The sequence below is a fragment of the Kitasatospora saccharophila genome, from assembly GCF_039529925.1.
GTDB classification, from domain to species: domain Bacteria; phylum Actinomycetota; class Actinomycetes; order Streptomycetales; family Streptomycetaceae; genus Kitasatospora; species Kitasatospora saccharophila.
Genome location: NZ_BAAANS010000021.1, coordinates 79,378 through 102,719 on the forward strand (window position 1 = coordinate 79,378; position 23,342 = coordinate 102,719).

13 protein-coding genes are annotated in these 23,342 nt (G+C 73.9%); 9 read left to right on the forward strand and 4 right to left on the reverse strand.

All coding sequences use genetic code 11. The features are described 5' to 3' along the window. Window positions 1-95 precede the first annotated feature (95 nt). The gene (locus ABD345_RS17145; RefSeq protein WP_344553035.1) at window positions 96-1,826 is read left to right on the forward strand and encodes an ABC transporter transmembrane domain-containing protein; all 1,731 of its coding nucleotides are present in this window, start codon (window positions 96-98) and stop codon (window positions 1,824-1,826) included. A 49-nt stretch (window positions 1,827-1,875) separates the two neighbouring features. Further along, window positions 1,876-3,621 carry an ABC transporter ATP-binding protein gene (locus ABD345_RS17150; protein WP_344553036.1) on the forward strand — a complete coding sequence of 582 codons (1,746 nt, stop codon included), beginning with the start codon at window positions 1,876-1,878 and terminating at the stop codon, window positions 3,619-3,621. Between the two features lie 63 nt (window positions 3,622-3,684). Here ABD345_RS17150 and glgP read toward each other — a convergent pair whose 3' ends face one another. After that, complete coding sequence (gene glgP / locus ABD345_RS17155) at window positions 3,685-6,369, reverse strand: alpha-glucan family phosphorylase (protein WP_344553038.1); 2,685 nt, start codon at window positions 6,367-6,369, stop codon at window positions 3,685-3,687. Between the two features lie 1,028 nt (window positions 6,370-7,397). Between glgP and ABD345_RS17160 the strand changes: the two genes are divergently transcribed. From ABD345_RS17160 to pyk, 7 genes are all read left to right on the forward strand, one after another. Continuing rightward, entirely contained in the window at window positions 7,398-9,353 is a 1,956-nt protein-coding gene (locus ABD345_RS17160; RefSeq protein ID WP_344553086.1) for an alpha-1,4-glucan--maltose-1-phosphate maltosyltransferase, read from the forward strand. Further along, window positions 9,350-11,068 carry a maltose alpha-D-glucosyltransferase gene (gene treS, locus ABD345_RS17165; protein WP_344553040.1) on the forward strand — a complete coding sequence of 573 codons (1,719 nt, stop codon included), beginning with the start codon at window positions 9,350-9,352 and terminating at the stop codon, window positions 11,066-11,068. The genes ABD345_RS17160 and treS overlap by 4 nt, the downstream gene beginning before the upstream one ends. Window positions 11,069-11,337: 269 nt before the next feature. Beyond that, window positions 11,338-12,828 (forward strand): maltokinase N-terminal cap-like domain-containing protein, encoded by a 1,491-nt coding sequence (locus ABD345_RS17170; RefSeq protein WP_344553041.1) that lies wholly within the window; start codon window positions 11,338-11,340, stop codon window positions 12,826-12,828. Between the two features lie 134 nt (window positions 12,829-12,962). Then, window positions 12,963-15,401 carry a 1,4-alpha-glucan branching protein GlgB gene (gene glgB, locus ABD345_RS17175; protein ID WP_344553042.1) on the forward strand — a complete coding sequence of 813 codons (2,439 nt, stop codon included), beginning with the start codon at window positions 12,963-12,965 and terminating at the stop codon, window positions 15,399-15,401. A gap of 126 nt (window positions 15,402-15,527) precedes the next feature. Continuing rightward, window positions 15,528-17,666: a phosphate acetyltransferase gene (gene pta, locus ABD345_RS17180; RefSeq protein ID WP_344553087.1), complete on the forward strand. Its 2,139-nt coding sequence runs from the start codon at window positions 15,528-15,530 to the stop codon at window positions 17,664-17,666. Beyond that, window positions 17,663-18,868, forward strand: a complete 1,206-nt coding sequence (locus ABD345_RS17185; protein WP_344553043.1) for an acetate kinase — start codon at window positions 17,663-17,665, stop codon at window positions 18,866-18,868. The genes pta and ABD345_RS17185 overlap by 4 nt, the downstream gene beginning before the upstream one ends. A gap of 112 nt (window positions 18,869-18,980) precedes the next feature. Continuing rightward, window positions 18,981-20,411, forward strand: a complete 1,431-nt coding sequence (gene pyk / locus ABD345_RS17190; protein WP_344553044.1) for a pyruvate kinase — start codon at window positions 18,981-18,983, stop codon at window positions 20,409-20,411. An 83-nt stretch (window positions 20,412-20,494) separates the two neighbouring features. Here pyk and ABD345_RS17195 read toward each other — a convergent pair whose 3' ends face one another. The 3 genes from ABD345_RS17195 to ABD345_RS17205 all read right to left on the reverse strand — a co-directional run bounded on the left by ABD345_RS17195 (window position 20,495) and on the right by ABD345_RS17205 (window position 23,090). Beyond that, window positions 20,495-21,715 carry a hypothetical protein gene (locus ABD345_RS17195; protein WP_344553046.1) on the reverse strand — a complete coding sequence of 407 codons (1,221 nt, stop codon included), beginning with the start codon at window positions 21,713-21,715 and terminating at the stop codon, window positions 20,495-20,497. Then, window positions 21,712-22,293, reverse strand: a complete 582-nt coding sequence (locus ABD345_RS17200) for a DUF6114 domain-containing protein (RefSeq protein WP_344553047.1) — start codon at window positions 22,291-22,293, stop codon at window positions 21,712-21,714. The genes ABD345_RS17195 and ABD345_RS17200 overlap by 4 nt, the downstream gene beginning before the upstream one ends. A 143-nt stretch (window positions 22,294-22,436) precedes the next feature. Continuing rightward, entirely contained in the window at window positions 22,437-23,090 is a 654-nt protein-coding gene (locus ABD345_RS17205) for a DUF6230 family protein (RefSeq protein ID WP_344553048.1), read from the reverse strand. Window positions 23,091-23,342: the final 252 nt, after the last annotated feature.

Here is a 23,342-nt window from a genome sequence, read left to right on the forward strand (position 1 = left end):
CGGCACCGGCCGGGGCCCGCCCCGTCCGCCCGCCCCCTCCCCGCCGGCCCCGAATTCGTTCGAGCCGCCCCGGAGCCCGCCGATACGCTCCCCGCGTGAACGATCCGACGGCCGGCGACCCCGGCGAACCAGACGTCCGCGGTCCGCTCCGCTTCCTGTGCTGGCTGGCCACCAGCCAGCTCCGCCGCTCCCTGGCCGGCACCTTCTTCGGCACCGCCTGGATGCTCGGCCTGACCGTCCAGCCCTACCTGCTCTCCCGCGCCGTCGACGACGGGCTGCGCACCGGCCGCACCGCCGTCGTCCTGGGCTGGGCCGCCGCGATGCTCGGCTTCGGCCTGCTCTCCGCGGCGCTCGCCTGGTTCCGGCACCGCACCATGACGCTGGTCCGCCTCGACGCCACCTTCCGCACCGTCAACGTGGTGCTGCGGCACAGCACCCGGCTGGGCGCGGCGCTGCCCCGGCAGGCGACCGCGGGCGAGGTGGTCACCATCGGCGTCTCCGACGTGATCCGGATGTCCCTGGCGCTGACCTTCGTCGGCCCCGGCGTCGGCGCGGTGGTCTGCTACCTGGCGGTCGCCGTGCTGCTGCTGGCGCTCTCCCCGCTGCTGGCCCTGACCGTCCTGCTCGGCCTGCCGCTGCTCGGCCTGGCGATGCGCCCGCTGTTCGCCCGCCAGCGCGCCGCCGAGAACCGCTACCGCGACCGCCAGGCCCGGCTGACCGCCCGCTTCGAGGACCTGGCCGGCGGGCTGCGGGTGCTGAACGGCCTCGGCGGCAAGGACGTGTACGCGGGCCGCTACCGGGACGACTCCCGCCTGCTGCGCGCCGAGGGCTACCGGGTCGGCGCCGTCACCAGCTGGATCCAGGCCCTCGGCACCGGCCTGCCCGTCCTGCTGCTGGCCGCCGTCACCTGGATCGGCGCCCGCCTCGCCGTCTCCGGCCAGTTGACGCCCGGCCAGCTCGCCGCGGCCTTCGGGTACGCGGCCGTGCTGGTCTCCCCGGTCTACTTCCTGCTGGAGATCGGCCAGGACGTCGCCCGCGCCCTGGTGAGCGCGCGCCGGGTGGTCGACTTCCTCTCGCTCTCCCCCGACCCCGACCTCGGCACCGCCGAACCGACCTCCGGCCGGGCCGAGTTGGCCGATCCCGAGTCCGGCATCCGGCTGGCCCCCGGCACCCTCACCGTGCTGGCCTGCGCCCGCCCGGCCGACAGCGCCGCCGTCGCCGAACGCCTCGCCCGGTTCGACGCCGCCGGCGCCGAGTGGGGCGGCACCCCGCTCACCGACCTGCCGCTGACCGCCGTCCGCGACCGGATCACCCTGGCCGAGAACGAGGCCGCCCTGTTCGCCGGCACCCTGCGCGAGACCGTCCGCGGCCGCACCGGGGCCGACGACGCCGCCCTGCTCGCCGCGATCGAAGCCGCTGCCGCCCGCGACGTCCACGACGCCCTGCCCGGCGGCCTGGACGCCCCGATCGCCGCCGACGGCCGCAACCTCTCCGGCGGCCAGCGCCAACGCCTGCGCCTGGCCCGGGCGTTGACCGCCGACCCGGAGGTCCTGCTGGCCGTCGAACCCACCTCCGCGGTCGACGCCCACACCGAGGCCGCGATGGTCGCCGGCCTGCGCACCGCCCGCGCCGGCCGCACCACCCTGCTCACCAGCACCTCCCCCCTGCTGCTCGACCGCGCCGACACCGTGCACTACCTGATCGACGGCGAGGTCGCCGCCACCGGCACCCACCGCGAGCTGCTCCGCACCCGCCCCGACTACCGCGCCCTGGTCGCCCGCGACGCCGACTCCCCCGCTGACTCCCGTGCCGAGGAGGCCAGTTGACCAGGACACCGACCCCGGCCGCCCCCGACTTCCCCGCCCAGGAGGAGAGTTGAGCACCCTCCCGATCGCCACCACCCGCCAGGTCCGGCGGGCCGCCGTCGCCCTGGTCCGGGCCGACGGCCGCGCCTTCGCCACCGTCCTCGCGCTCAACGTCGCGGCCGCCCTGCTCGGCCTGGCCGGGCCCTGGCTGCTCGGCCGGATCATCGACCGGGTCGCCACCGGGGCCACCACCGGCGACGTCGACCGGCTCGGCCTGCTGCTGCTCTGCTGCGCCGCCGTCCAGATCCTGGCCGCCCGCCAGGCCCGCTACCTGGCGCACCGGTTCGGCGAGCGCTCCGCCGCGAAGGTCCGCGAGCAGCTGCTGGACCGGGTCCTCGCGCTGCCCGCCGCCACCGCCGAACGCGCCGGCACCGGCGACCTCACCGCCCGCGGCACCGCCGACTCCACCGCCGTCGGCGAGACGCTCCGGGACGCCGCCCCCGAGCTGCTCGTCTCCGGCGCACAGGTGCTGTTCATCCTCGGCGCGATCCTCACCGTCAGCCCGCTGCTGGGCGCCTGCGGGCTCCTCACCGTCCTGGGCATCGCCCTCGGCTCCCGCTGGTACCTGCGGCGCTCCCGCCCCGCCTACCTCGCCGACCGGGCCGCGACCGCCGGGCTCGCCGAGGTGCTCTCCGCCACCGCGAACGGCGCCCGCACCGTCGACGCCCTGGGCCTGGGCGGGCAGCGCCTGGCCGCCGGCCGCGAAGCCGTCGCCACCACCCACCGGGCCCGGCTGCGCACCCTGTACCTGCGGCTGCGCTACTTCGCGGTCATCAACGTCTCGTACACCCTCTCGGGCGTGCTGGTCCTCCCGCTCGGCGCCGTCCTGGTCGCCCACCACACCGTCACCCTCGGCGCGGCCGTCGCCACCTCGCTGTACCTGCAGCGCGTCGTGGACCCGCTCGACAGCATCGTCGTCCTGCTCGAATCCCTGCAGAGCAGCACCGCCGCGTACGCCCGGGTCGAGGGGCTGGCCCCCGGGCCCGCGTCCGTCCCGGCGCAGGCCGGCGGCCCGGCCCCCGCGCACGAGCCCGCCGACGACCGGATCCGGGTCGCCGGGGTCCGGTACGCCTACCCGGACGGGCCCGACGTCCTGCACGGCCTCGACCTGGACCTGAGGCCGGGCGAGCGGCTGGCCGTGGTCGGCCCCTCCGGCTCCGGCAAGACCACCCTCGGCCGCCTGCTGGCGGGCGTCGAGCGGCCCCGCACCGGCAGCGTCACCGTCGGCGGCGTCCCGCTCGCCGGCCTCCCGCCGGAGCGGCTGCGCCGCCAGGTCGTCCTGGTCACCCAGGAGCACCACGTCTTCCTCGGCACCCTGCGGGACAACCTGCGGATCGCCGCCCCCGGCGCGGACGACGCCGCGCTGACCGCCGCCCTCGACGCGGTCGGCTGGCAGCACGACCTCCCGGACGGCCTGGACACCGAGCTGGGCCCGGCCGCGACCCGCCTGGACGGGGCCCGGGCGCAGCAGCTCGCCCTGGCCCGGGTCATCCTGGCCGACCCGCACACCCTGGTCCTCGACGAGGCGACCGCGCTGCTCGACCCGGCCACCGCCCGCCACACCGAGCGGGCGCTGGCCGCCGCCCTCACCGGCCGCACCGTCATCGCCATCGCCCACCGCCTGCACACCGCGCACGACGCCGACCGGGTGGCCGTCCTCGCCCACGGCCGGCTGACCGCCCTGGGCCCCCACCGGGAGCTGCTGGCCGCCGGGGGCCCGTACGCCGACCTCTGGCACACCTGGCGCACGGCCTGACGGCACGACGACGGCGGGGGTGCCGGGGCCCGCGGGCCCCGGCACCCCCGCCGGGCCGGACGGCTACCTGAGCACGCCCGCGTCCATCCCGCCGGTCTCGGCGGGCGCCGCCAGCAGTCCCAGCTCGGCCACCGAGGCGAGCCGCGGGTGGGTGGGCAGGATCCGGACGGTGTAGCCGAACGGGCCGGTGCGGGAGAGTTCGAGGTGGCCCTCGTAGCGGATCCGGCCGTCGAGGTCGGTGCCGCCGCCCGCGGGCTTGAGGGCGAGCGTGGCGGCCTCGGAGATCCGGTCGCTCTCGTCGACCCGTCCGGCGACCACCTGGACCTCGACGTCCTCGGGCCGGAGCGGGCCGAGGTTGACCCGGACCCGCAGCGCGAGCGTCGCGCCGAGCTCCTGGGCCTCGCCCGCCCCGTCCGCCTCGACGTGCTCGACCCGCACCGCGGGCCACGCCTCCCGGACGCCGGCCTTCCAGCCCGCCAGCTCCTTCGCCGGCGCGTAGTCGCCGGCCGGGCCCGCCAGCCGCCGCTCGGCCGCGGCCGCCGGGGCGTACAGCCGCTCGACGTACTCGCGGACCATCCGCCCGGCCAGCACCTTGGGGCCGAGCGTGACCAGGGTGTGCCGGACCATGGAGATCCACCGGTGCGGGAGCCCGTCCGCGCCCCGGTCGTAGAACCGGGCGGCGACCTGGTGCTCGATCAGGTCGTAGAGCGCGGCGGCCTCGATGTCGTCGCGGTGCTCGGCCTCCCGGCTCTCCGGGTCGACCACGCCCTCGCCGGTGCCGCCGTCGGCGGTGGGGATGGCCCAGCCGTTCTGGCCGTCGTACCACTCGTCCCACCACCCGTCGAGGATGGACAGGTTGAGGCAGCCGTTCAGCGCGGCCTTCATCCCGGAGGTGCCGCAGGCCTCCAGCGGGCGCAGCGGGTTGTTCAGCCAGACGTCGCAGCCGGGGTACAGCGTCTTGGCCATCGCCATGTCGTAGTCCGGCAGGAAGACGATCCGGTGCCGCACCGCCGGGTCGTCGGCGAACGCGACCAGCTGCTGGATCAGCCGCTTGCCGCCGTCGTCGGCCGGGTGCGCCTTGCCCGCGATGACGATCTGCACCGGCCGCTCGGGGTCGAGCAGCAGCCTGCGCAGCCGGGCCGGGTCGCGCAGCATCAGGGTGAGCCGCTTGTACGAGGGGACCCGGCGGGCGAAGCCGATGGTCAGCACGTCGGGGTCGAGGACGTTCTCGGTCCAGCCCAACTCGGCTTCCCCGGCGCCGCGTTGGCGCCAGGAGGCGCGCAGCCGACCGCGGGCCTCGTCGACCAGTTGGGCGCGCAGCGAGCGGCGCAGCTCCCAGACCTCGGCGTTGCCGATCCGCTCCAGGCCGGTCCACTGCTCGGCGGTGCCGACGGCCATCGCGGCCTCGGCGCGCTCCTGGCCGATCTCGGTGGCGCCGAGCCGGACGACGGCGGGGTCGATCCAGGTGGGGGCGTGCACGCCGTTGGTGATCGAGGTGATCGGGACCTCGGGCGCGTCGAACCCGGGCCACAGGCCGCGGAACATCTCCCGGCTGACGGCGCCGTGCAGGGTGGAGACGCCGTTGGCGCGCTGGGCGAGCCGCAGGCCCATCGCGGCCATGTTGAACAGCCGGGGGTCGCCGCCCTCCCAGCTCTCGGCGCCGAGCGCGAGCACCTGCTCGACCGGGACGCCGGGGAGCGCGGCGTCGCCGCCGAAGTGCCGGCCGACCAGGGCGCGGTCGAAGCGGTCGATGCCGGCCGGCACCGGGGTGTGGGTGGTGAACACGGTGCCGGCCCGGACCGCCTCCAGGGCGTCGGCGAAGCCGAGTCCGGGGTGGGCGGTGACGAGTTCGCCGATCCGCTCCAGGCCGAGGAAGCCGGCGTGGCCCTCGTTGGTGTGGAAGACCTCGGGCGCGGGGTGGCCGGTGAGCCGGCAGTAGGTGCGGACGGCGCGGACGCCGCCGATGCCCAGCAGTATTTCCTGCATCAGCCGGTGCTCGCTGCCGCCGCCGTAGAGCCGGTCGGTGACGTCGCGTTCGGCGGGGCCGTTGGCCTCGACGTCGGAGTCGAGCAGCAGCAGCGGGACCCGGCCGACCTGGGCGCGCCAGACCTGGGCGGCCAGGGTGCGGCCGCCGGGCAGCGCGAGGTCGATCCGGCAGGGGGTGCCGTCCTCCTCGCGCAGCAGGGTGACGGCGAGCGCGTCGGGGTCGAGCAGGGGGTAGCGCTCCTGCTGCCAGCCGTCCCGGTCGAGGGACTGCCGGAAGTAGCCGTGCCGGTAGAACAGGCCGACGCCGATGATCGGGACGCCGAGGTCGGAGGCGGCCTTGAGGTGGTCGCCGGCCAGGATGCCGAGTCCGCCGGAGTACTGCGGCAGCGCGGCGGCGATGCCGTACTCGGGGGAGAAGTAGGCGATGGCGGCGGGCAGGTCGCCGTCGGCCCCGGCGGGGTCGCCCGCGCCCTGGTACCAGCGCGGGCCGGTGAGGTAGTCGCGCAGTTCGTCGGACAGGTCGCCGAGGCGGCGCAGGAAGCGCCGGTCCGCGGCGAGCGCGGCGAGTCTGGCCGCCGGGACCTCGCCGAGCAGTCGGACCGGGTCCTCTCCGACGGCGGCCCACACGTCCGGGTCGACGGAGCGCAGCAGCTCCCTCGTCTCGGGGTGCCAGGACCAGCGGAGGTTCAGCGCGAGCTCGTGCAGTGGCTGCAGTTGTTCGGGCAGGACGGTGCGGACGGTGAACCTGCGGATTGCCTTCACGTGAGGGAGCGTAGCCCCGGGCGTACGCCTGAGGGGGCGTCAACTGGCGGGCGGCACACCCGTTCGGAGCAGTGTTGAGATCGTTCCGGGCGCGTGGTGGCAAATACCGGCGCGCAGGGGGCGCACGCTGGGAAAAGAAGCGCCGTCGGGTGTGAACTTCTGGGGACGGAGGTGTTTCGGGTGTCTGTTTCACCGTTGCATACCGGCTGAAACCGCGCGCCTACCCACACGTAGCCCTTGCCGGTGGTGCGAGGATGCAACAAGGTCGTGAGTGCCGCTGGTGCGCGATCGGGTGGTCGCCCCCTGCTGCCTCGGCTGCTGCATGTCTTGTTCGACGAACCCTCACTTTCCTTAGCCCATTCGGCCCCAGTCGCCGCCTCTTCGCGTGTCCTTGTTCCCTGTCCGGTCGTTTTCCGGTGGGTTGGGTCACGAGGGGGGCGTGCACCGAGCGGCGCGCGCCGGGACACGTGCGTCCGGCTCGGCGCGCCACCGCGTGGCCGCGACCGGTGGGCGGGGTTGCCGGGGCCGTCGGCACGGGCAGGCTCCGGCCGCACGTCCTTCCTCACCCCAGCAGTCCCCCCGGTACTCCCTCGGCGCCGCTGCCGCGGGAGCTGCCGCCGATCTCGGGCAGGAGCATTGGCATGCACGGCGACACGCGGGACCAGTCCACGGTGCCGACGGACGACGCACCCGACACCCCGTCAGCCCCGGTCCTCCCGGCGGACGCCCCGTCCGCCGGCGAGCCCCCGGTACCGGCCCCGCGCGCGGGCGCGGCCCGCCGGAAGGCCGCCGAACCGGCCGTGAAGCGCGCCGCGGGCACCCCCCGCAAGGCCGCCGCGAAACGGACCACCACCGTCAGGTCCAGCGCGGCGTCCGACGGCGCGGCCGCCGCGAAACCGGCCCGCACCCCCGCCCGGAAGACCACCGCGGCACCCACCGACCCCGCGGGCTCCGCCGAGCCCGCCGCGCGTCCGGCCGCCAAGCGCGCCGCCACCCGTCCCACCCGCAAGACGACAGAGAGCGACACCGTGATCGGCCGCATCCCCGTGCTTGACGTGACCCCGCTCGTCGACGCCGGCCGGCGTCCGGCCAAGGCCGTGGAGGGGGAGCGCTTCCTGGTCTCGGCCACGGTGTTCCGCGAGGGGCACGACGCGGTCGGCGCCAACGTGGTGCTGCGCGACCCGCGCGGCCGCTCCGGCCCGTGGACGCCGATGCGCGAGCTGTCCGAGGGCAGCGACCGCTGGGGCGCGTACGTCACGCCGACCGCGCCGGGCCGCTGGTCGTACCTGGTGGAGGCGTGGTCGGACCCGGTGGCGACCTGGAGGAAGCACGCGGCGGTGAAGCTCCCGGCCGGGATCGACACCGCGCTGGTGCTGGAGGAGGGCGCCCAGCTGCTGGAGCGCGCCGCCGCCGGGGTGCCGAAGAAGGACGGCCGGGCCCAGGTGCTCGCGGCGGTGGACGCGCTGCGCGACTCCGGCCTGCCGCCGCTGAGCCGCTACGCGGCGGCGCTGGACCCGGAGGTGACGGCGCTGCTGGCCCGCCACCCGCTGCGCGAGCTGGTCTCGGCGACCCGCCCGCAGCCGCTCCAGGTGGACCGCAAGCGGGCGCTGTTCGGCTCCTGGTACGAGTTCTTCCCGCGCTCGGAGGGCGCGGTGGTCGACCCGTCGGGCGTCGAGCCGCCGGTGTCGGGCACCTTCCGGACGGCCGCCGAGCGGCTGCCGGCGGTGGCCGCGATGGGCTTCGACGTGGTGTACCTGCCGCCGGTCCACCCGATCGGCCGGGCCCACCGCAAGGGCCCCGGCAACACCCTGGCGGCCGGTCCGCGGGACGTCGGCTCGCCGTGGGCGATCGGCTCCCCGGAGGGCGGCCACGACGCCGTCCACCCGGACCTGGGCACCATCGAGGACTTCGACCACTTCGTCGCCGAGGCCGCCGCGCTGGGCCTGGAGATCGCCCTCGACTTCGCGCTGCAGTGCTCGCCGGACCACCCGTGGGTGCACAAGCACCCGGAGTGGTTCAGCCACCGCGCGGACGGCACCATCGCGTACGCCGAGAACCCCCCGAAGAAGTACCAGGACATCTACCCGGTCAACTTCGACCAGGACTTCGACGGGATCGTCCGCGAGACGGTGCGGATCCTGCGCTTCTGGATGGGCCACGGGGTGCGGATCTTCCGGGTCGACAACCCGCACACCAAGCCGGTGGTCTTCTGGGAGAAGGTGCTCGCGGACATCGCCCGCACCGACCCGGACGTGCTGTTCCTGGCCGAGGCGTTCACCCGCCCGGCGATGATGCACACCCTGGGCAAGGTGGGCTTCCACCAGTCCTACACGTACTTCACCTGGCGCGACACCAAGGCCGAGCTGACCGAGTACCTGACCGAGCTGACCGGCGAGGCGGCCGCCTACATGCGGCCGAACTTCTTCGCCAACACGCCGGACATCCTGCCCGAGTACCTGCAGCACGGCGGTCCGGCCGCGTTCGCGGTGCGCGCCGTGCTGGCGGCGACGCTCTCGCCGACCTACGGGGTGTACGCGGGCTTCGAGCTGTTCGAGAACGAGGCGGCGGCGCCCGGCTCGGAGGAGTACCTGCACTCGGAGAAGTACGAGCTGCGCCCGCGCGACTGGTCCCGGCAGGACTCGCTCGCGCCGCTGCTGACCGCCCTGAACCGGCTGCGCCGCCGCCACCCCGCGCTGCAGCAGCTGCGGGACCTGCGCTTCCACCCCGTCGACAACGAGCGGATCCTCGCGTTCTCCAAGACCGCCGTCACCGAGGACGGGCTGGAGGACCACGTGATCTGCGTCGTGAACCTGGACCCGCACCACGCCCAGGAGGCCACCGTGACGCTCGACGCGCCGGGGCCGCTGACGGTGCACGACGAGCTGACCGGCGCCACCTACGCCTGGGGCCGTCACAACTACGTCCGGCTCGATCCCTCTTCCGGGCCGGCCCACCTCCTCACGGTTCGGAGGAACCCGCAGTGACAGTCAACGAGCCCGTCCCCGACACCTTCGCCGACACCCCCGCCCGGGACCGCGACCCCGAGTGGTTCAAACGCGCGGTCTTCTACGAAGTGCTGGTGCGCTCGTTCCAGGACAGCAACGGCGACGGCGTCGGTGACCTCAAGGGGCTCACCTCGCGGCTCGACTACCTCCAGTGGCTGGGGGTGGACTGCCTCTGGCTGCCCCCGTTCATGAACTCCCCGCTGCGGGACGGCGGTTACGACGTCTCGGACTACCAGTCGGTGCTCCCGGAGTTCGGCAACCTGGCCGACTTCGTGGAGTTCGTCGACGCGGCGCACCTGCGCGGCATGCGGGTGATCATCGACTTCGTGGTGAACCACACCAGCGACCAGCACGCGTGGTTCCAGGCGTCCCGCAACGACCCGGACGGGCCGTACGGCGACTTCTACATGTGGGCCGACGACGACAAGCAGTACCCGGACGCCCGGATCATCTTCGTCGACACCGAGTCCTCGAACTGGACGTTCGACCCGGTCCGCAAGCAGTACTACTGGCACCGCTTCTTCAGCCACCAGCCGGACCTGAACTACGACAACCCGCAGGTGCAGGAGGAGGTGATGGCCGCGCTGAAGTTCTGGCTGGACCTCGGCATCGACGGCTTCCGCCTCGACGCGGTGCCCTACCTGTACGCCCGCGAGGGCACCAACTGCGAGAACCTGCCGGAGACCCACGACTTCCTGCGGCGGGTCCGCAAGGAGATCGACGCCAACTACCCGGACACCGTGCTGCTGGCCGAGGCCAACCAGTGGCCGGAGGACGTGGTCGACTACTTCGGCGACTTCGGCTCCGGCGGCGACGAGTGCCACATGGCGTTCCACTTCCCGGTGATGCCGCGGATCTTCATGGCGGTCCGCCGGGAGTCCCGCTACCCGGTCTCCGAGATCCTGGCGAAGACCCCGGAGATCCCCTCGGGCTGCCAGTGGGGCATCTTCCTGCGCAACCACGACGAGCTGACCCTGGAGATGGTCACCGACGAGGAGCGCGACTACATGTACGCGGAGTACGCGAAGGACCCGCGGATGCGGGCCAACGTGGGCATCCGCCGCCGGCTGTCGCCGCTGCTGGAGAACGACCGCAACCAGGTCGAGCTGTTCACCGCGCTGCTGCTCTCGCTGCCCGGTTCGCCGGTGCTGTACTACGGCGACGAGATCGGCATGGGCGACAACATCTGGCTGGGCGACCGGGACGGCGTCCGCACCCCGATGCAGTGGACGCCGGACCGCAATGCGGGTTTCTCGTCCGCCGACCCGGGCAGGCTCAGTCTGCCGCCCATCATGGATCCGGTGTACGGCTTTCAGGTGACCAACGTCGAGGCGCAGCAGAGCAGTTCGAGTTCGCTGCTGCACTGGACGCGTCGCATGATCGAGATCCGGAAGCTCAATCCGGCGTTCGGCCTCGGCAGCTACACCGAGCTGCCCTCCAGCAATCCCGCGGTACTGGCCTTCGTGCGCGAGTACGAGGGCGACCTGGTCATGTGCGTGAACAACTTCTCGCGGTTCGCGCAGCCGACCGAACTGGACCTGCGGCAGTACGGGGGGCGGTACCCGGTCGAGCTGATCGGCGGCGTGCGCTTCCCCGCCATCGGCGAGTGGCCGTACCTGCTGACGCTGGCCGGTCACGGGTTCTACTGGTTCCAGCTGCGCCAGGACCGGACGAAGCCGTCCGGGTCCCGGTAGCAGCCGGATCGCCGCAGCACGTCCACGAAGTAACGATCCCTCAGGCCCCGAACGGGACGTCACCCTCCGCGGGCGCGCGGAATGCCTCGCGCGCCCCCGGGGGTCTTCGCACCACCGCGTACGGAGAACAGCCCAACGGCCACCCACACGAAGGCGTGACACCGAGCAGCTGCTCGCGTGCCGTCGCCGCCGCGCCGCCGAAATCCGGAAGACTGCTGGGCCCGGCCACGATTCGTCGGGCAGCCGCCCGCTTCCGGGGAAAGGGAGTCATGTCCGAACCCTCCCGTTCTCAAGCCCACGTGCACCGTGAGCCCTCCGACGCCGCCACCGGACCGGTGGGCACGCGCGCACCGGGGGTCCGGAGAACCGCCGCCGGAGTCAGCGAGCTGGTCCAGGCGGCGCTGCCGCTGATCGCCGAGTGGCTGCCCACCCAGCGCTGGTACGCCGGCAAGGGCCGGCCGATCGCCGCGCTCACCCCGGTGGTCGGCACCCCGCTGCAGGTCGGCGACCCGGCCCTGCTGCACCTGCTGCTGCGGGTCGAGCACGGCGGCGCCACCGCCGGGCCGGGGGACGTCTACCAGCTGCTGCTGGGCATCCGCTCGGAGCAGCCCGCCTCGGTCGGCCCGATGGCGGTGCTGGGCCGGCTGACGGGCGGCACCTACGACGGGGCGACGCTCTACGACGCGGTGCACGACCCGGAGCTGACCGGCCGGCTGCTGGAGCACCTGGCCACCGGCGACCGGTTCGGCTCGCTGTCGTTCCGCCGCACCCCGGGCCCCGGCCTGCCGGGCAACCTGCCGGGGCGGGCGTGCACCGCCGAGCAGTCCAACTCCTCGGTGATCTACGACACCGAGTTCATCCTGAAGCTGTTCCGCCGGATCAGCCCGGGCACCAACCCCGACCTGGAACTCTCGCTGGCGCTGTCCCGGGCCGGGTCGACCCGCATCCCCCGGGTCGCCGCCTGGTTCGAGTGCCGGCTGGAGCGCTCCGAGCCCGCCACCCTGGGCCTGCTGCAGCGCTACCTGGCGGACGCCGAGGACGGCTGGGAGCTGGCCCTCGACCAGGTCGCCCGGCTCAAGGGCGACCCCTCGCCCGGCAACTTCGCGATCGAGGCGCACCGGCTCGGCCGGGCCACCGCCGAGGTGCACCGGGTGCTGGCCCGCTCGATGCCCACCGCCCGGCTGGACCGGGCCCGGATCGCCGAGCTGGCCGGCGCGATGGCCGACCGGCTGGACTCCGCGGTCACCGCCGTGCCCGGCCTGATGCGCTACCGCCCGGCGCTGCGCGCCGCGTTCCAGCAGCTCACCGAGGCCCACCTGGACGGGCTGCCGGTCCAGCGGATCCACGGCGACCTGCACCTGGGCCAGGCGATGCGCACCCCGCAGGGCTGGGTGCTGCTGGACTTCGAGGGCGAGCCCGCCAAGCCGCTGGCCGAGCGCCGCCTCCCGCAGCCCGCGCTGCGGGACGTCGCGGCGATGCTCCGGTCCTTCGACTACGCGGCCGCCCACCTGCTGGCCGGCGCCCCCGGCCAGGACCCGGAGCTCGCCCTGCTCGCCTCCGCCTGGGCCGCCCGCAACCGGGCCGCGTACTGCGCCGGCTACACCGCGGGCGGCGGCGTCGACCCGGCCGGGACGCCGGAGCTGATGCGCGCCCTGGAGATCGACAAGGCGGTGTACGAGGTGGTCTACGAGGCCCGGCACCGGCCGAGCTGGCTGCCGATCCCGCTGGCCGCGATCAACCGGCTGGCCGACACCGTCTGACCCGTGCCCGGCCGCCCACCGGGCGGCCGGGCACGGCGCCCTCCCCCGCAGGTCCGCACCCCCCTTCCCCGCACCGCAGTCGACCACGACTCCCGCGTCCCCGCGCAAGGCACCCGATCCTGGAGGATTCCGCCGTGACCCCGCTCGGTCCGCTCGACCCGTCCGCCGACCGCCAACCGGCCGTCCCGGCCACGTTCCGCAGCGGTCCGCGCAGCGGGGCCGCCACCGGGCGGCCCGCCGCGAAGGCCCCCTCGAAGCCGACGGCGAAGGCTCCTGCCAAGGCGCCCGCCAAGCCCGCGGCGAAGGCGCCCGCGAAGGCTCCGGCGAAGGCCGCCCGGGCGGGTGCGGCGGCGCGGCCGCAGACCGGCGGGGGCGCGCTGCGGCTGCCCGAGGCGCCGCTGCCGCCGGCCGAGGTGGAGCGGCTGGTCTCCGGGGCGCACCACGACCCGCACGCGCTGCTGGGCGCGCACGAGCTGCCCGCGGGCACCGCGATCCGGGTGCTGCGGCCGTTCGCGGAGCGGGTGGTGGTGGAGACCGAGCTGGGCCCGGCCGAGCTGACGCACCAGCAGGACGGCCTGTTCACCGGCCTGCTGACCGGGCAGAGCTTCCCGCGCTACACCCTGCGGGTGACGTACCCGGGCGGCGAGCCGCTCGTCCAGCAGGACGGCTACCGGTTCGCCCCGACGCTGGGCGAGCTGGACCTGCACCTGATCCGGGAGGGCCGGCACGAGCAGCTCTGGCAGGCGCTGGGCTCGCACGTGCGCACGGTGGACGGGGTGACCGGCACCGCGTTCGCGGTCTGGGCGCCGAACGCGGTGGGCGTGCGGGTGATCGGCTCGTTCAACCACTGGGACGGCACCGCGCACCCGATGCGCTCGCTGGGCTCCTCGGGCGTGTGGGAGGTGTTCCTGCCGGACGTCGGCGAGGGCGACCGCTACAAGTACCAGATCCTCACCCGGCACGGGCAGCGGCTGGAGAAGGCCGACCCGCTGGCCCGGGCCGCCCAGTGCCCGCCGGACACCGCCTCGGTGGTGACCGTCTCCCGGCACGCGTGGCAGGACGCCGAGTGGATGGAGCGGCGCGCCCGCACCGTGCACCACCGCGCCCCGCTGTCGGTCTACGAGCTGCACCTGGCGTCCTGGCGCCCGGAGCTGACCACGTACCGCGAGATCGCCGAGGTGCTGCCCGGGTACCTGGCCGAACTCGGCTTCACCCACGTCGAGTTCATGCCGGTGATGGAGCACCCGTTCGGCGGCTCCTGGGGCTACCAGGTCTCCGGCTTCTACGCCCCGACGGCCCGGCTCGGCACCCCCGACGACTTCCGCTTCCTGGTCGACACCCTGCACCGGCACGGCATCGGCGTGCTGGTCGACTGGGTGCCCGCGCACTTCCCGAAGGACGACTTCGCGCTGGCCCGGTTCGACGGCGAGCCGCTGTACGAGCCGGCCGACCCGCTGCGCGCCGAGCACCCGGACTGGGGGACGCTGGAGTTCGACTACGGCCGCACCGAGGTGCGCAACTTCCTGGTCGCCAACGCGGTGTACTGGTGCGAGGAGTTCCACGTCGACGGCCTGCGGGTGGACGCGGTCGCCTCGATGCTCTACCTCGACTACTCCCGCGAGGGCGGCGCCTGGACGCCCAACCAGTACGGCGGCCGGGAGAACCTGGACGCGGCCTCCTTCCTGCAGGAGATGAACGCCACCGTCTACCGGCGCTGCCCGGGCGTGCTGACGGTGGCCGAGGAGTCCACCGCCTGGGACGGGGTGACCCGGCCGACCGACAGCGGCGGCCTGGGCTTCGGCCTGAAGTGGAACATGGGCTGGATGCACGACTCGCTGGTGTACATCGCCAAGGAGCCGGTGCACCGCAAGTACCACCACAACGAGATGACCTTCTCGATGGTGTACGCCTACTCGGAGAACTACATCCTGCCGATCTCGCACGACGAGGTGGTGCACGGCAAGCAGGCGCTGGTCTCCAAGATGCCCGGCGACTGGTGGCAGCAGCGCGCCAACCACCGCGCCTACCTGGGCTTCATGTGGGCCCACCCGGGCAAGCAACTGCTGTTCATGGGGCAGGAGTTCGCCCAGGGCGCGGAGTGGGACCACGAGCACGGCCCGCAGTGGTGGGTGCTGGACGAGGGCTGGTCCGCGCACGCCGACCACCGCGGCGTGCAGCGCCTGGTCGGCGACCTGAACCACGTCTACCGGGACACCCCGGCGCTGTACGAGCAGGACACCGTCCCGGCCGGGTTCGCCTGGCTGGACGGCGGCGCGGCCGAGGACAACGTGCTGTCCTTCGTCCGGTTCGCGGCGGACGGCAGCCCGCTGGTCGCGGTCTGCAACTTCTCCCCCGTGGTGCGGCACGGCTTCCGGGTCGGCCTGCCCCGGCTGGAGGGGGCCGAGCAGCTGTGGGAGGAGGCGCTCAACACCGACGCCGAGCGGTACGGCGGCAGCGGGGTGGCCAACTCCAGCCCGGTGAAGTCCGAGGCGGAGGAGTGGAACGCCCAGCCGCGCTCGGCGGAGCTGGTGCTGCCCCCGCTGGCCACCGTCTGGCTCCGACCGGTCCGCTGAGCCCCGACCGCGGCTGCCGCCGACCCGTGCGGCGGTAGCCGCGGTGCCGCGAGCGAGTTCCCCGTGTTGTACGACGGTATGGTCGGTGTGACCGATGCCTGGGACGACCGGACGGAGAGCTCCACCGTGGCGCGCAGCGTGTACGTGACCGGGATCGACCGGGGGGACGGTCGGCAGGCCGTGGAGCTCGGGGTCATGGAACTGCTCACCCGTCAGGTGGACCGGGTGGGCGTCTTCCGCCCGCTGGTGCACGCGGCGGACGGGGACGGGGCGGGCAGCGACCACGTGGTGGAGCTGCTGCGCGGCAGGTACCGGCTGGACCTGCCGGTCTCGGAGCTGTACGGGCTGACGTACGACGAGGCGGCGGCGCTGCAGGCGGCCAGCGGGCAGGACGAGCTGGTCTCGGCGCTGGTGGAGCGCTTCCACCAGCTGGAGCGGCGCTGCCAGGCGGTGCTGGTGCTGGGCACCGACTTCTCGGAGACCAACATCCCGGACGAGCTGGCCTTCAACGCCCGGCTGGCGAACGAGTTCGGGGCGGGCGTGCTGCCGGTGGTCGGCGGCCGGCACGAGGACCCGCAGGCGGTGGTCGCGGAGGTGCGCAACGCGCACCGGGCGTACCGGGACCTGGGGTGCTCGATCCTGGCGATGGTGGCCAACCGGGTCCGCCCGGGGGCCAAGCAGCAGGTGCAGCGGACGCTGACCGAGAAGCTGCCGGTGCCGGTGTACGTGATCCCGGAGGAGCCCGCGCTGGCCGCGCCGACGGTGGCGCAGCTGGTGGAGGCGACCGGCGCGACGGTGCTGCTGGGCGACGCGGCGGGGCTCTCCCGGGACGTGCGCACCTTCGTGTTCGGCGGGGCGATGCTGCCGACCTTCCTGAACGCGCTGACCGAGGGGGCGCTGGTGGTGACCCCGGGCGACCGGGCGGACCTGGTGATCGGGGCGCTGGCCGCGCACGCGGCGAGCTCCCCGCCGATCGCCGGCGTGCTGCTGACGCTCGGTCAGCACCCGGGCCCGAACGTGATGGCGCTGGCCTCCCGGCTGGCCCCGGGCACGCCGGTGGCGGAGGTGGCCGAGGGCTCCTGGCTGACCGCGGCCGCGCTCACCCACCTGGAGGGCCGGATCGGGCCGAACAGCCCGCGGAAGGCCGAGATCGCCCTGGGCCTGTTCGAACTGCACGTGGACACCGTGGAGTTGACCAGCCGGATCGAGCTGAGCCGGTCCGAGCGGGTGACCCCGATGATGTTCGAGCACGCGCTGCTGGAGCGGGCCCGGGCGGACCGCCGGCACATCGTGCTGCCGGAGGGCACCGAGGACCGGGTGCTGCGGGCCGCCGAGGTGCTGCTGCGCCGCAACATCTGCGACCTGACCCTGCTCGGCGACCCGGACGCCGTGCACCGCAGGCTCGCCGCGCTGGGCATCGAGTTCCCGCAGGCCGGGGACGCGGGCGCGCAGGTCCGGATCGTCGACCCGGCGGCCAGCCCGCTGCGCCAGCGCTTCGCCGAGCTGTACGCGAAGGCCCGGGCACACAAGGGCATGACGGTGGAGCGGGCGCTGGACGTGGTCACCGACGTCTCGTACTTCGGCACCCTGATGGTGCAGGAGGGCATCGCGGACGGCATGGTCTCGGGCGCGGTGCACTCGACCGCGGCGACCATCCGCCCGGCCTTCGAGGTGATCAAGACCTCGCCGGGGGCGGCGATCGTCTCCTCGGTGTTCTTCATGTGCCTGGCCGACCGGGTGCTGGTGTACGGCGACTGCGCGGTCAACCCGGACCCGGACGCCCGGCAGCTGGCCGACATCGCGATCCAGTCGGCGGAGACCGCGGCCCAGTTCGGCGTGGAGCCGCGGGTGGCGATGCTGTCGTACTCGACCGGCGCCTCGGGCTCGGGCGCGGACGTGGACAAGGTCCGCAAGGCCACCGAGCTGGTCCGCGAGCTGCGCCCGGACCTGCTGGTGGAGGGCCCGATCCAGTACGACGCGGCGGTGGACGCGCGGGTCGCGGCGACCAAGCTGCCCGGCTCGGAGGTGGCCGGGCGGGCCACCGTGCTGATCTTCCCGGACCTGAACACCGGCAACAACACGTACAAGGCGGTGCAGCGCTCGGCCGGGGCGATCGCGGTCGGGCCGGTGCTGCAGGGCCTGAACAAGCCGGTGAACGACCTGTCCCGGGGCGCGCTGGTGGAGGACATCGTGAGCACCGTGGCGATCACCGCGATCCAGTCCCAGCCCGTCGTCGAGACCCCCGCCGCAGGAGGCGCGCAGTGACCACCGGTACCCGTGTCCTGGTGCTGAACGCCGGGTCGTCCTCGGTGAAGTACCAGCTGATCGACATGCTGGACGGCGCGAAGCTGGCCGCCGGCCTGGTGGAGCGGATCGGCGAGGAGCACGGCCGGCTGCTGCACCTGCCGCTGACCGGGGAGCCGCGCGAGACGCTGCGCCGCTTCGGCGGGCACGACGCGGCGCTGGAGGCGGTCGCCGAGGAGCTGGCGAAGGACCTGATGGGCCTGGACTCGCCGGAGCTGGCGGCGATCGGCCACCGGGTGGTGCACGGCGGGCTGCGCTTCACCCGGCCGACGCTGGTCACCGACGCGGTGCTGGCCGAGATCCGCCGGCTGATCCCGGTCGCGCCGCTGCACAACCCGGCGAACATCACCGGCATCGAGGTGGCCCGGAGGCTGCGCCCGGACCTGCCGCAGGTCGCGGTGTTCGACACCGCGTTCCACGCCACGCTGCCGGAGCACGCGGCCCGCTACGCGATCGACCGGAAGACCGCCGACGAGCACCGGGTGCGCCGCTACGGCTTCCACGGCACCTCGCACCAGTACGTCTCCCGGGCCACCGCCCGGCTGCTCGGCCGGGACCCGGCGGAGCTGAACGTGATCGTGCTGCACCTGGGCAACGGCGCCTCGGCCTCGGCGGTGGCGGGCGGGGTGTGCGTGGAGACCTCGATGGGCCTGACCCCGCTGGAGGGCCTGGTGATGGGCACCCGTTCGGGCGACGCGGACCCGGGCCTGGTGTTCCACCTGCACCGGGTGGGCGGGATGAGCATCGACCAGATCGACGACCTGCTGAACCGGCGCAGCGGCCTGCTGGGCCTGTGCGGGGACAACGACATGCGCGAGGTGGTGCGCCGGGCCCAGGAGGGCGAGGAGGACGCCAAGCTGGCCTTCGACTCGTACGTGCACCGGATCCGGCGCTACCTGGGCGGCTACTACGCGGTGCTGGGCCGGGTGGACGCGGTGGCGTTCACCGCGGGCGTCGGGGAGAACTCCGCCGAGGTGCGGGCCGCGGTCTGTGCCAATCTGGAGGAGCTGGGCATTTCGGTCGATCCGGAACTGAACGCGGTGCGCTCCCGGGACGCGCGGACGGTCTCGCCGTCCTACTCGCGGGTCACCGTCGCCGTGGTGCCGACCGACGAGGAGCTGGAGATCGCCCAGCAGACGTTCGCGCTGGTCCGTGAGGTGTAGGCCCGGCGCGGGATGACTACCCGTCAGTATCCCACCCCTCGGAATGTTCGTTGGCGATATCTGACGATTCGAGCTGAATGCACCGATAACACGAACGGATAGACTGACGGATATGCGCCGAGCGAAAATTGTCTGCACCCTGGGTCCCGCGACGGACTCCTACGAACAGCTGAAGGCCATCGTCGAAGCGGGCATGAACGTCGCCCGCCTCAACATGAGCCACGGCTCCCACGCCGAGCACGAGGACCGGTACCGCCGCGTCCGCCAGGTCTCGGAGGACACCGGCCGCACCATCGGTGTGCTGGCCGACCTGCAGGGCCCCAAGATCCGTCTGGCGACCTTCGCCAACGGCCCGGTGACCGTTGACAACGGCGACACGTTCACCATCACCACCGAGGACGTCCCCGGTGACCAGCACATCTGCGGCACCACCTACAAGGGCCTGCCCGGCGACGTGAAGCCCGGCGACCCGATCCTGATCAACGACGGCGTCATCGCCCTGGAGGTCGTCAGCGTCGACGGCCCGCGGGTGAAGACCGTGGTGGTCGAGGGCGGTGTGCTCTCCAACAACAAGGGCATCAACCTGCCCGGCGCGGCGGTCAACGTCCCCGCGCTGTCCGAGAAGGACAAGGACGACCTGCGCTTCGCCCTGCAGCTGGGCGTCGACATGGTCGCGCTGTCCTTCGTCCGCAACGCCGCGGACATCGACGACGTGCACAAGGTCATGGACGAGGTCGGCATTCGTGTGCCGGTCATCGCCAAGATCGAGAAGCCGCAGGCCGTCGAGGCGATGGAGGAGATCGTCCTCGCCTTCGACGCGATCATGGTGGCCCGCGGCGACCTCGCGGTCGAGTACCCGCTGGAGAAGGTGCCGCTGGTCCAGAAGCAGCTGGTCACCCTGGCCCGCCGCAACGCCAAGCCGGTCATCGTCGCCACCCAGATGATGGAGTCGATGATCCACGCCTCGCGCCCCACCCGCGCCGAGGTCTCCGACGTCGCCAACGCCATCCTGGACGGCACGGACGCGGTCATGCTGTCCGCCGAGTCGAGCGTCGGCAAGTACCCGGTCGAGACCGTCAAGACCATGAGCCGGATCGCCGAGAAGGCCGAGGAGGAACTGCTCTCGCAGGGCCTCCAGCCGCTCAACCCGGGCCGCAAGCCGCGCACCCAGGGCGGCTCGGTCGCCCGTGCCGCGTGCGAGCTGGGCGACTTCCTCGACGGCAAGGCGCTGGTCGCGTTCACCAAGTCCGGTGACACCGCCCGCCGCCTGTCCCGCTACCGCTCGCCGATCCCGGTGATCGCCTTCACCCCGGACGTCGCCACCCGCAACCAGCTCTCGCTGAGCTGGGGCGTCGAGGCGTACGTCTCGGAGCAGGTGGCCACCACCGACGAGATGGTCGAGCAGGTCGACCGCGAGCTGCTCAAGATGGGCCGCCTCAGCGAGGGCGACACCGTGATCGTCACGGCCGGCGTGCCGGTCGGCATCCCGGGCACCACCAACATGGTGCAGGTGCACCACCTGGGCACCCGCTCGGAGGACTGAGCACCCCCGCACCGACGCCCGAACGCCGCAGGGGCGGGACCCGAGGACCGGGTCCCGCCCCTGCGGCGTTCCGTGGCGGCCGGTCAGCCGTCGTACGGCTCCTTGTCGTTGAACAGCCGCATGCCGGGGATGGCCAGGTCGCCGCCGAACTGGCCCGCCTGCACCGCCTTGGCGTTCGTCAGGGTCAGGTCCAGCGGGATCGGCACCGCCCCCAGCAGGTCCCACAGCCACTTCGGCAGGGTGTCCGGGGTGAGCGTGATAGTACCCAGGTCGATCGGGACCGGCAGGCCGTAGACCGCCGCCAGGTTGCCCGACAGGCTCTCCACGTACATGGTGACCGGGCCGTTGCGCATGGTGGAGGTCGACCCCTGACGGCTCTTCACGTGGAAGGTCAGGCCGGGGATCTGGATGGTCGACATGTCCAGGTTCTCGATGTCGACGCTGTCGGTGGTGAACTTCAGCACCCGCTTGGTGCCGCTCGCCGTGGTGACGTCGTAGACGCCGTTGAACACCGAGCCGTGCAGCGCCAGCCGGGTCGAGTGCAGCACCCAGTTCTGGTCCGGCACCACGTGGCCCGCCGGGGCCGCCTTCGCGGCCAGGCCCTCGGTGCTCACCAGGCAGTTCGGGTCCGCCGAGGCGGAGGCGGAGGGCGACGGGGACGGGTCGGCGGCGGCCTCGGACGCGCTGCTCTTCGGCGCGGGGCTGCCGGACGACGGCTGAGCGGGCTGCCCGGCGGTCGGGGGCGTCGCGGCCGGGGGCGTCGCGGCGGGGGCGGGCGTGGCCGCGGGGGCCGGTGCGGTGCCGGCCGGCCGCTCGCTCGGGGACGGCGTCGGGGTCGGGGTCGGAGAGGGCGTCGGCGTGGGCGTCGGGGAGGGCGAGGCGCTCGCCCCCGGGTGGAGCAGGTTGTTCCACCAGTCCTCGATCGACCCGGCCTGCGTCACCGTGCTGCCGGCCGCCGCGCCCGCCTTCGGCACGGTGTAGACGGCGGAGCTCACCGCGGGCACCGCGGCGGCGCTGCCCGCGGGGGGCCGGCCGACGGCCGCGGCCCGGGACACCGAGGAGTCCGGCGCCACCTTGATCTGGCCCTTCGGGACGGGCGTCTCCTTCAGCACGGTGTCCGGGGCGCAGTTCCCGCTCTGCGGGTCGGCGGCCACCGCCAGCGTCGGCGCGTAGGCCGCGCCGACCAGCAGCGCGGTCGGCACGGCGGCGATCGCCAGCGCCCGCCCGCGCAGGCGCGCGCGCACCCCCTCGCGGGGCACCGCGTGCCGGGGGCCGGGGACGGCGGGGCGGTCGGCGTCGGTCACCGCTGCTCCTCCTCGGCGGCGGGAGCCTGCGGGGCGTCGGCCTGCGGGGCGTCGGCCGGGGCGGCGCCGTACTCCAGCGGCTGTTCGGCGGTGCTCTGCGCGGGCAGCTGGGCGGTCGGCGCGTCCTCGCGGTCGCCGTCGGCCTCGCTCCCGGCGACCTCCGCGGCGGCCGGCAGCGGCGCCCAGGAGACCAGCAGGCCGCCGCCGAGCAGGCCGAACAGCAGGCCCAGGCCGAGGCCGCCGAAGTTGGAGAGCGGGAGCGAGACCAGGGCCAGGACGCTGGTCGCCACTCCGCAGAAGACCCGCACCATCGGCTGGAACCAGGCGGTCAGGGCCAGCGCGATCAGCATCAGACCGATGATCAGCGACCCGGCCCCGGCGGTGGTGGACAGCGCGATCGTGAAACCGGCCAGGCTGATGTTGCCGTACGGGAGGTACAGGATCGGGACGCTGGCGGCGAGTCCGAACACCCCGCCCCAGAACGGACGGGTGCGCCGCCAGGCGCGGAACCCCCGCCAGGTGCGGCCGACCAGACCGGCCGGACCCACGGGCCCGGCCTCGACGGTTGCGCTGGACATGGTGCGACTCCTCGATGGTGGGTCCGAGGGAAGGGTGAACGGAGGGCCCCGGGCGTGCCGGGGTGCGGTCCGAGGGGGCGGCGGCCGCCCCCTCGGACCACCGGTCCGCGCGCGGGCCCGGCGGGCGGGCCCTCAGGCGCGGATCAGTAGCACTCGTAGGTCTTGCCGTTTTCCTGGTGGTTGAGGCTCAGGTGCAGGCCGGGGAGCTTGAAGGTGCCCGCCGAGGTCGCCCACGCGGTCTGCTGGACCTTGCTCAGGTGGGCCGTCTCGGCGGTCTGCGAGAAGCCGTAGGCGCCGCTCGGCAGCCCCGGCTTGCTGTTGCGCAGGTCGTCCAAGGCGCTGCCGGTCAGCGTGTTGGCGTCCTGGCCGATGTTGATGTTCGTGAACTCGGCGTCCGCGTCCAGCTGGTTCAGGTCGATCAGCAGGTTCTCCGCGTAGACCTGCTTGGCCTCCTCGGTGCTGTCACCGGCCTTGAGCACCAGGGTCCACTTGCCGAGCACCGGGCCGAGGTCGGTGACCACCGACTGGCACAGGCCCTTCAGGTGGGCGGTGTCGAAGGCCGAGATGGCCACCGGGTGCTTGGTCCCGTTCGACTCGGCGTCGACCGCGCCGAACTGCGAGAAGCGGTCGCCCCGCAGGTCGTCGACGGTGACCTTGAACTGCTGGCCGGAGATCGAGAACGAGGCGGCCAACACGGAGTTGGCCATCGAGACGCCGATCGCGGCGGTGGCCGCGAGGCTGGGCACCATCACCAGGGCGAAGCGCTTCCAGCGGGTCTTGCCATAGGTCTGGGACATGTGAGTCCTCCTTCTAGGACGTACATCTCCGGCCGGTCCGGTGCGTCCCGCACGTGGTCCGGCCCGGGATGGGAGAGAGCTACGTCCTCGGTAGCGGAGAGCGCCCGCGGCCGTGGGGACGGCAGCGGCGATCACCCCCGAGCGACAACCGTGCGGCCGCGCGGGCCGCGCGGCCGTCGTGAGGCCAGGAACCGCCGCGTGGGATCTGCGGTTACCCCCCTGCCCTCACCCGGTGGGGACCCCTCGTCGCCG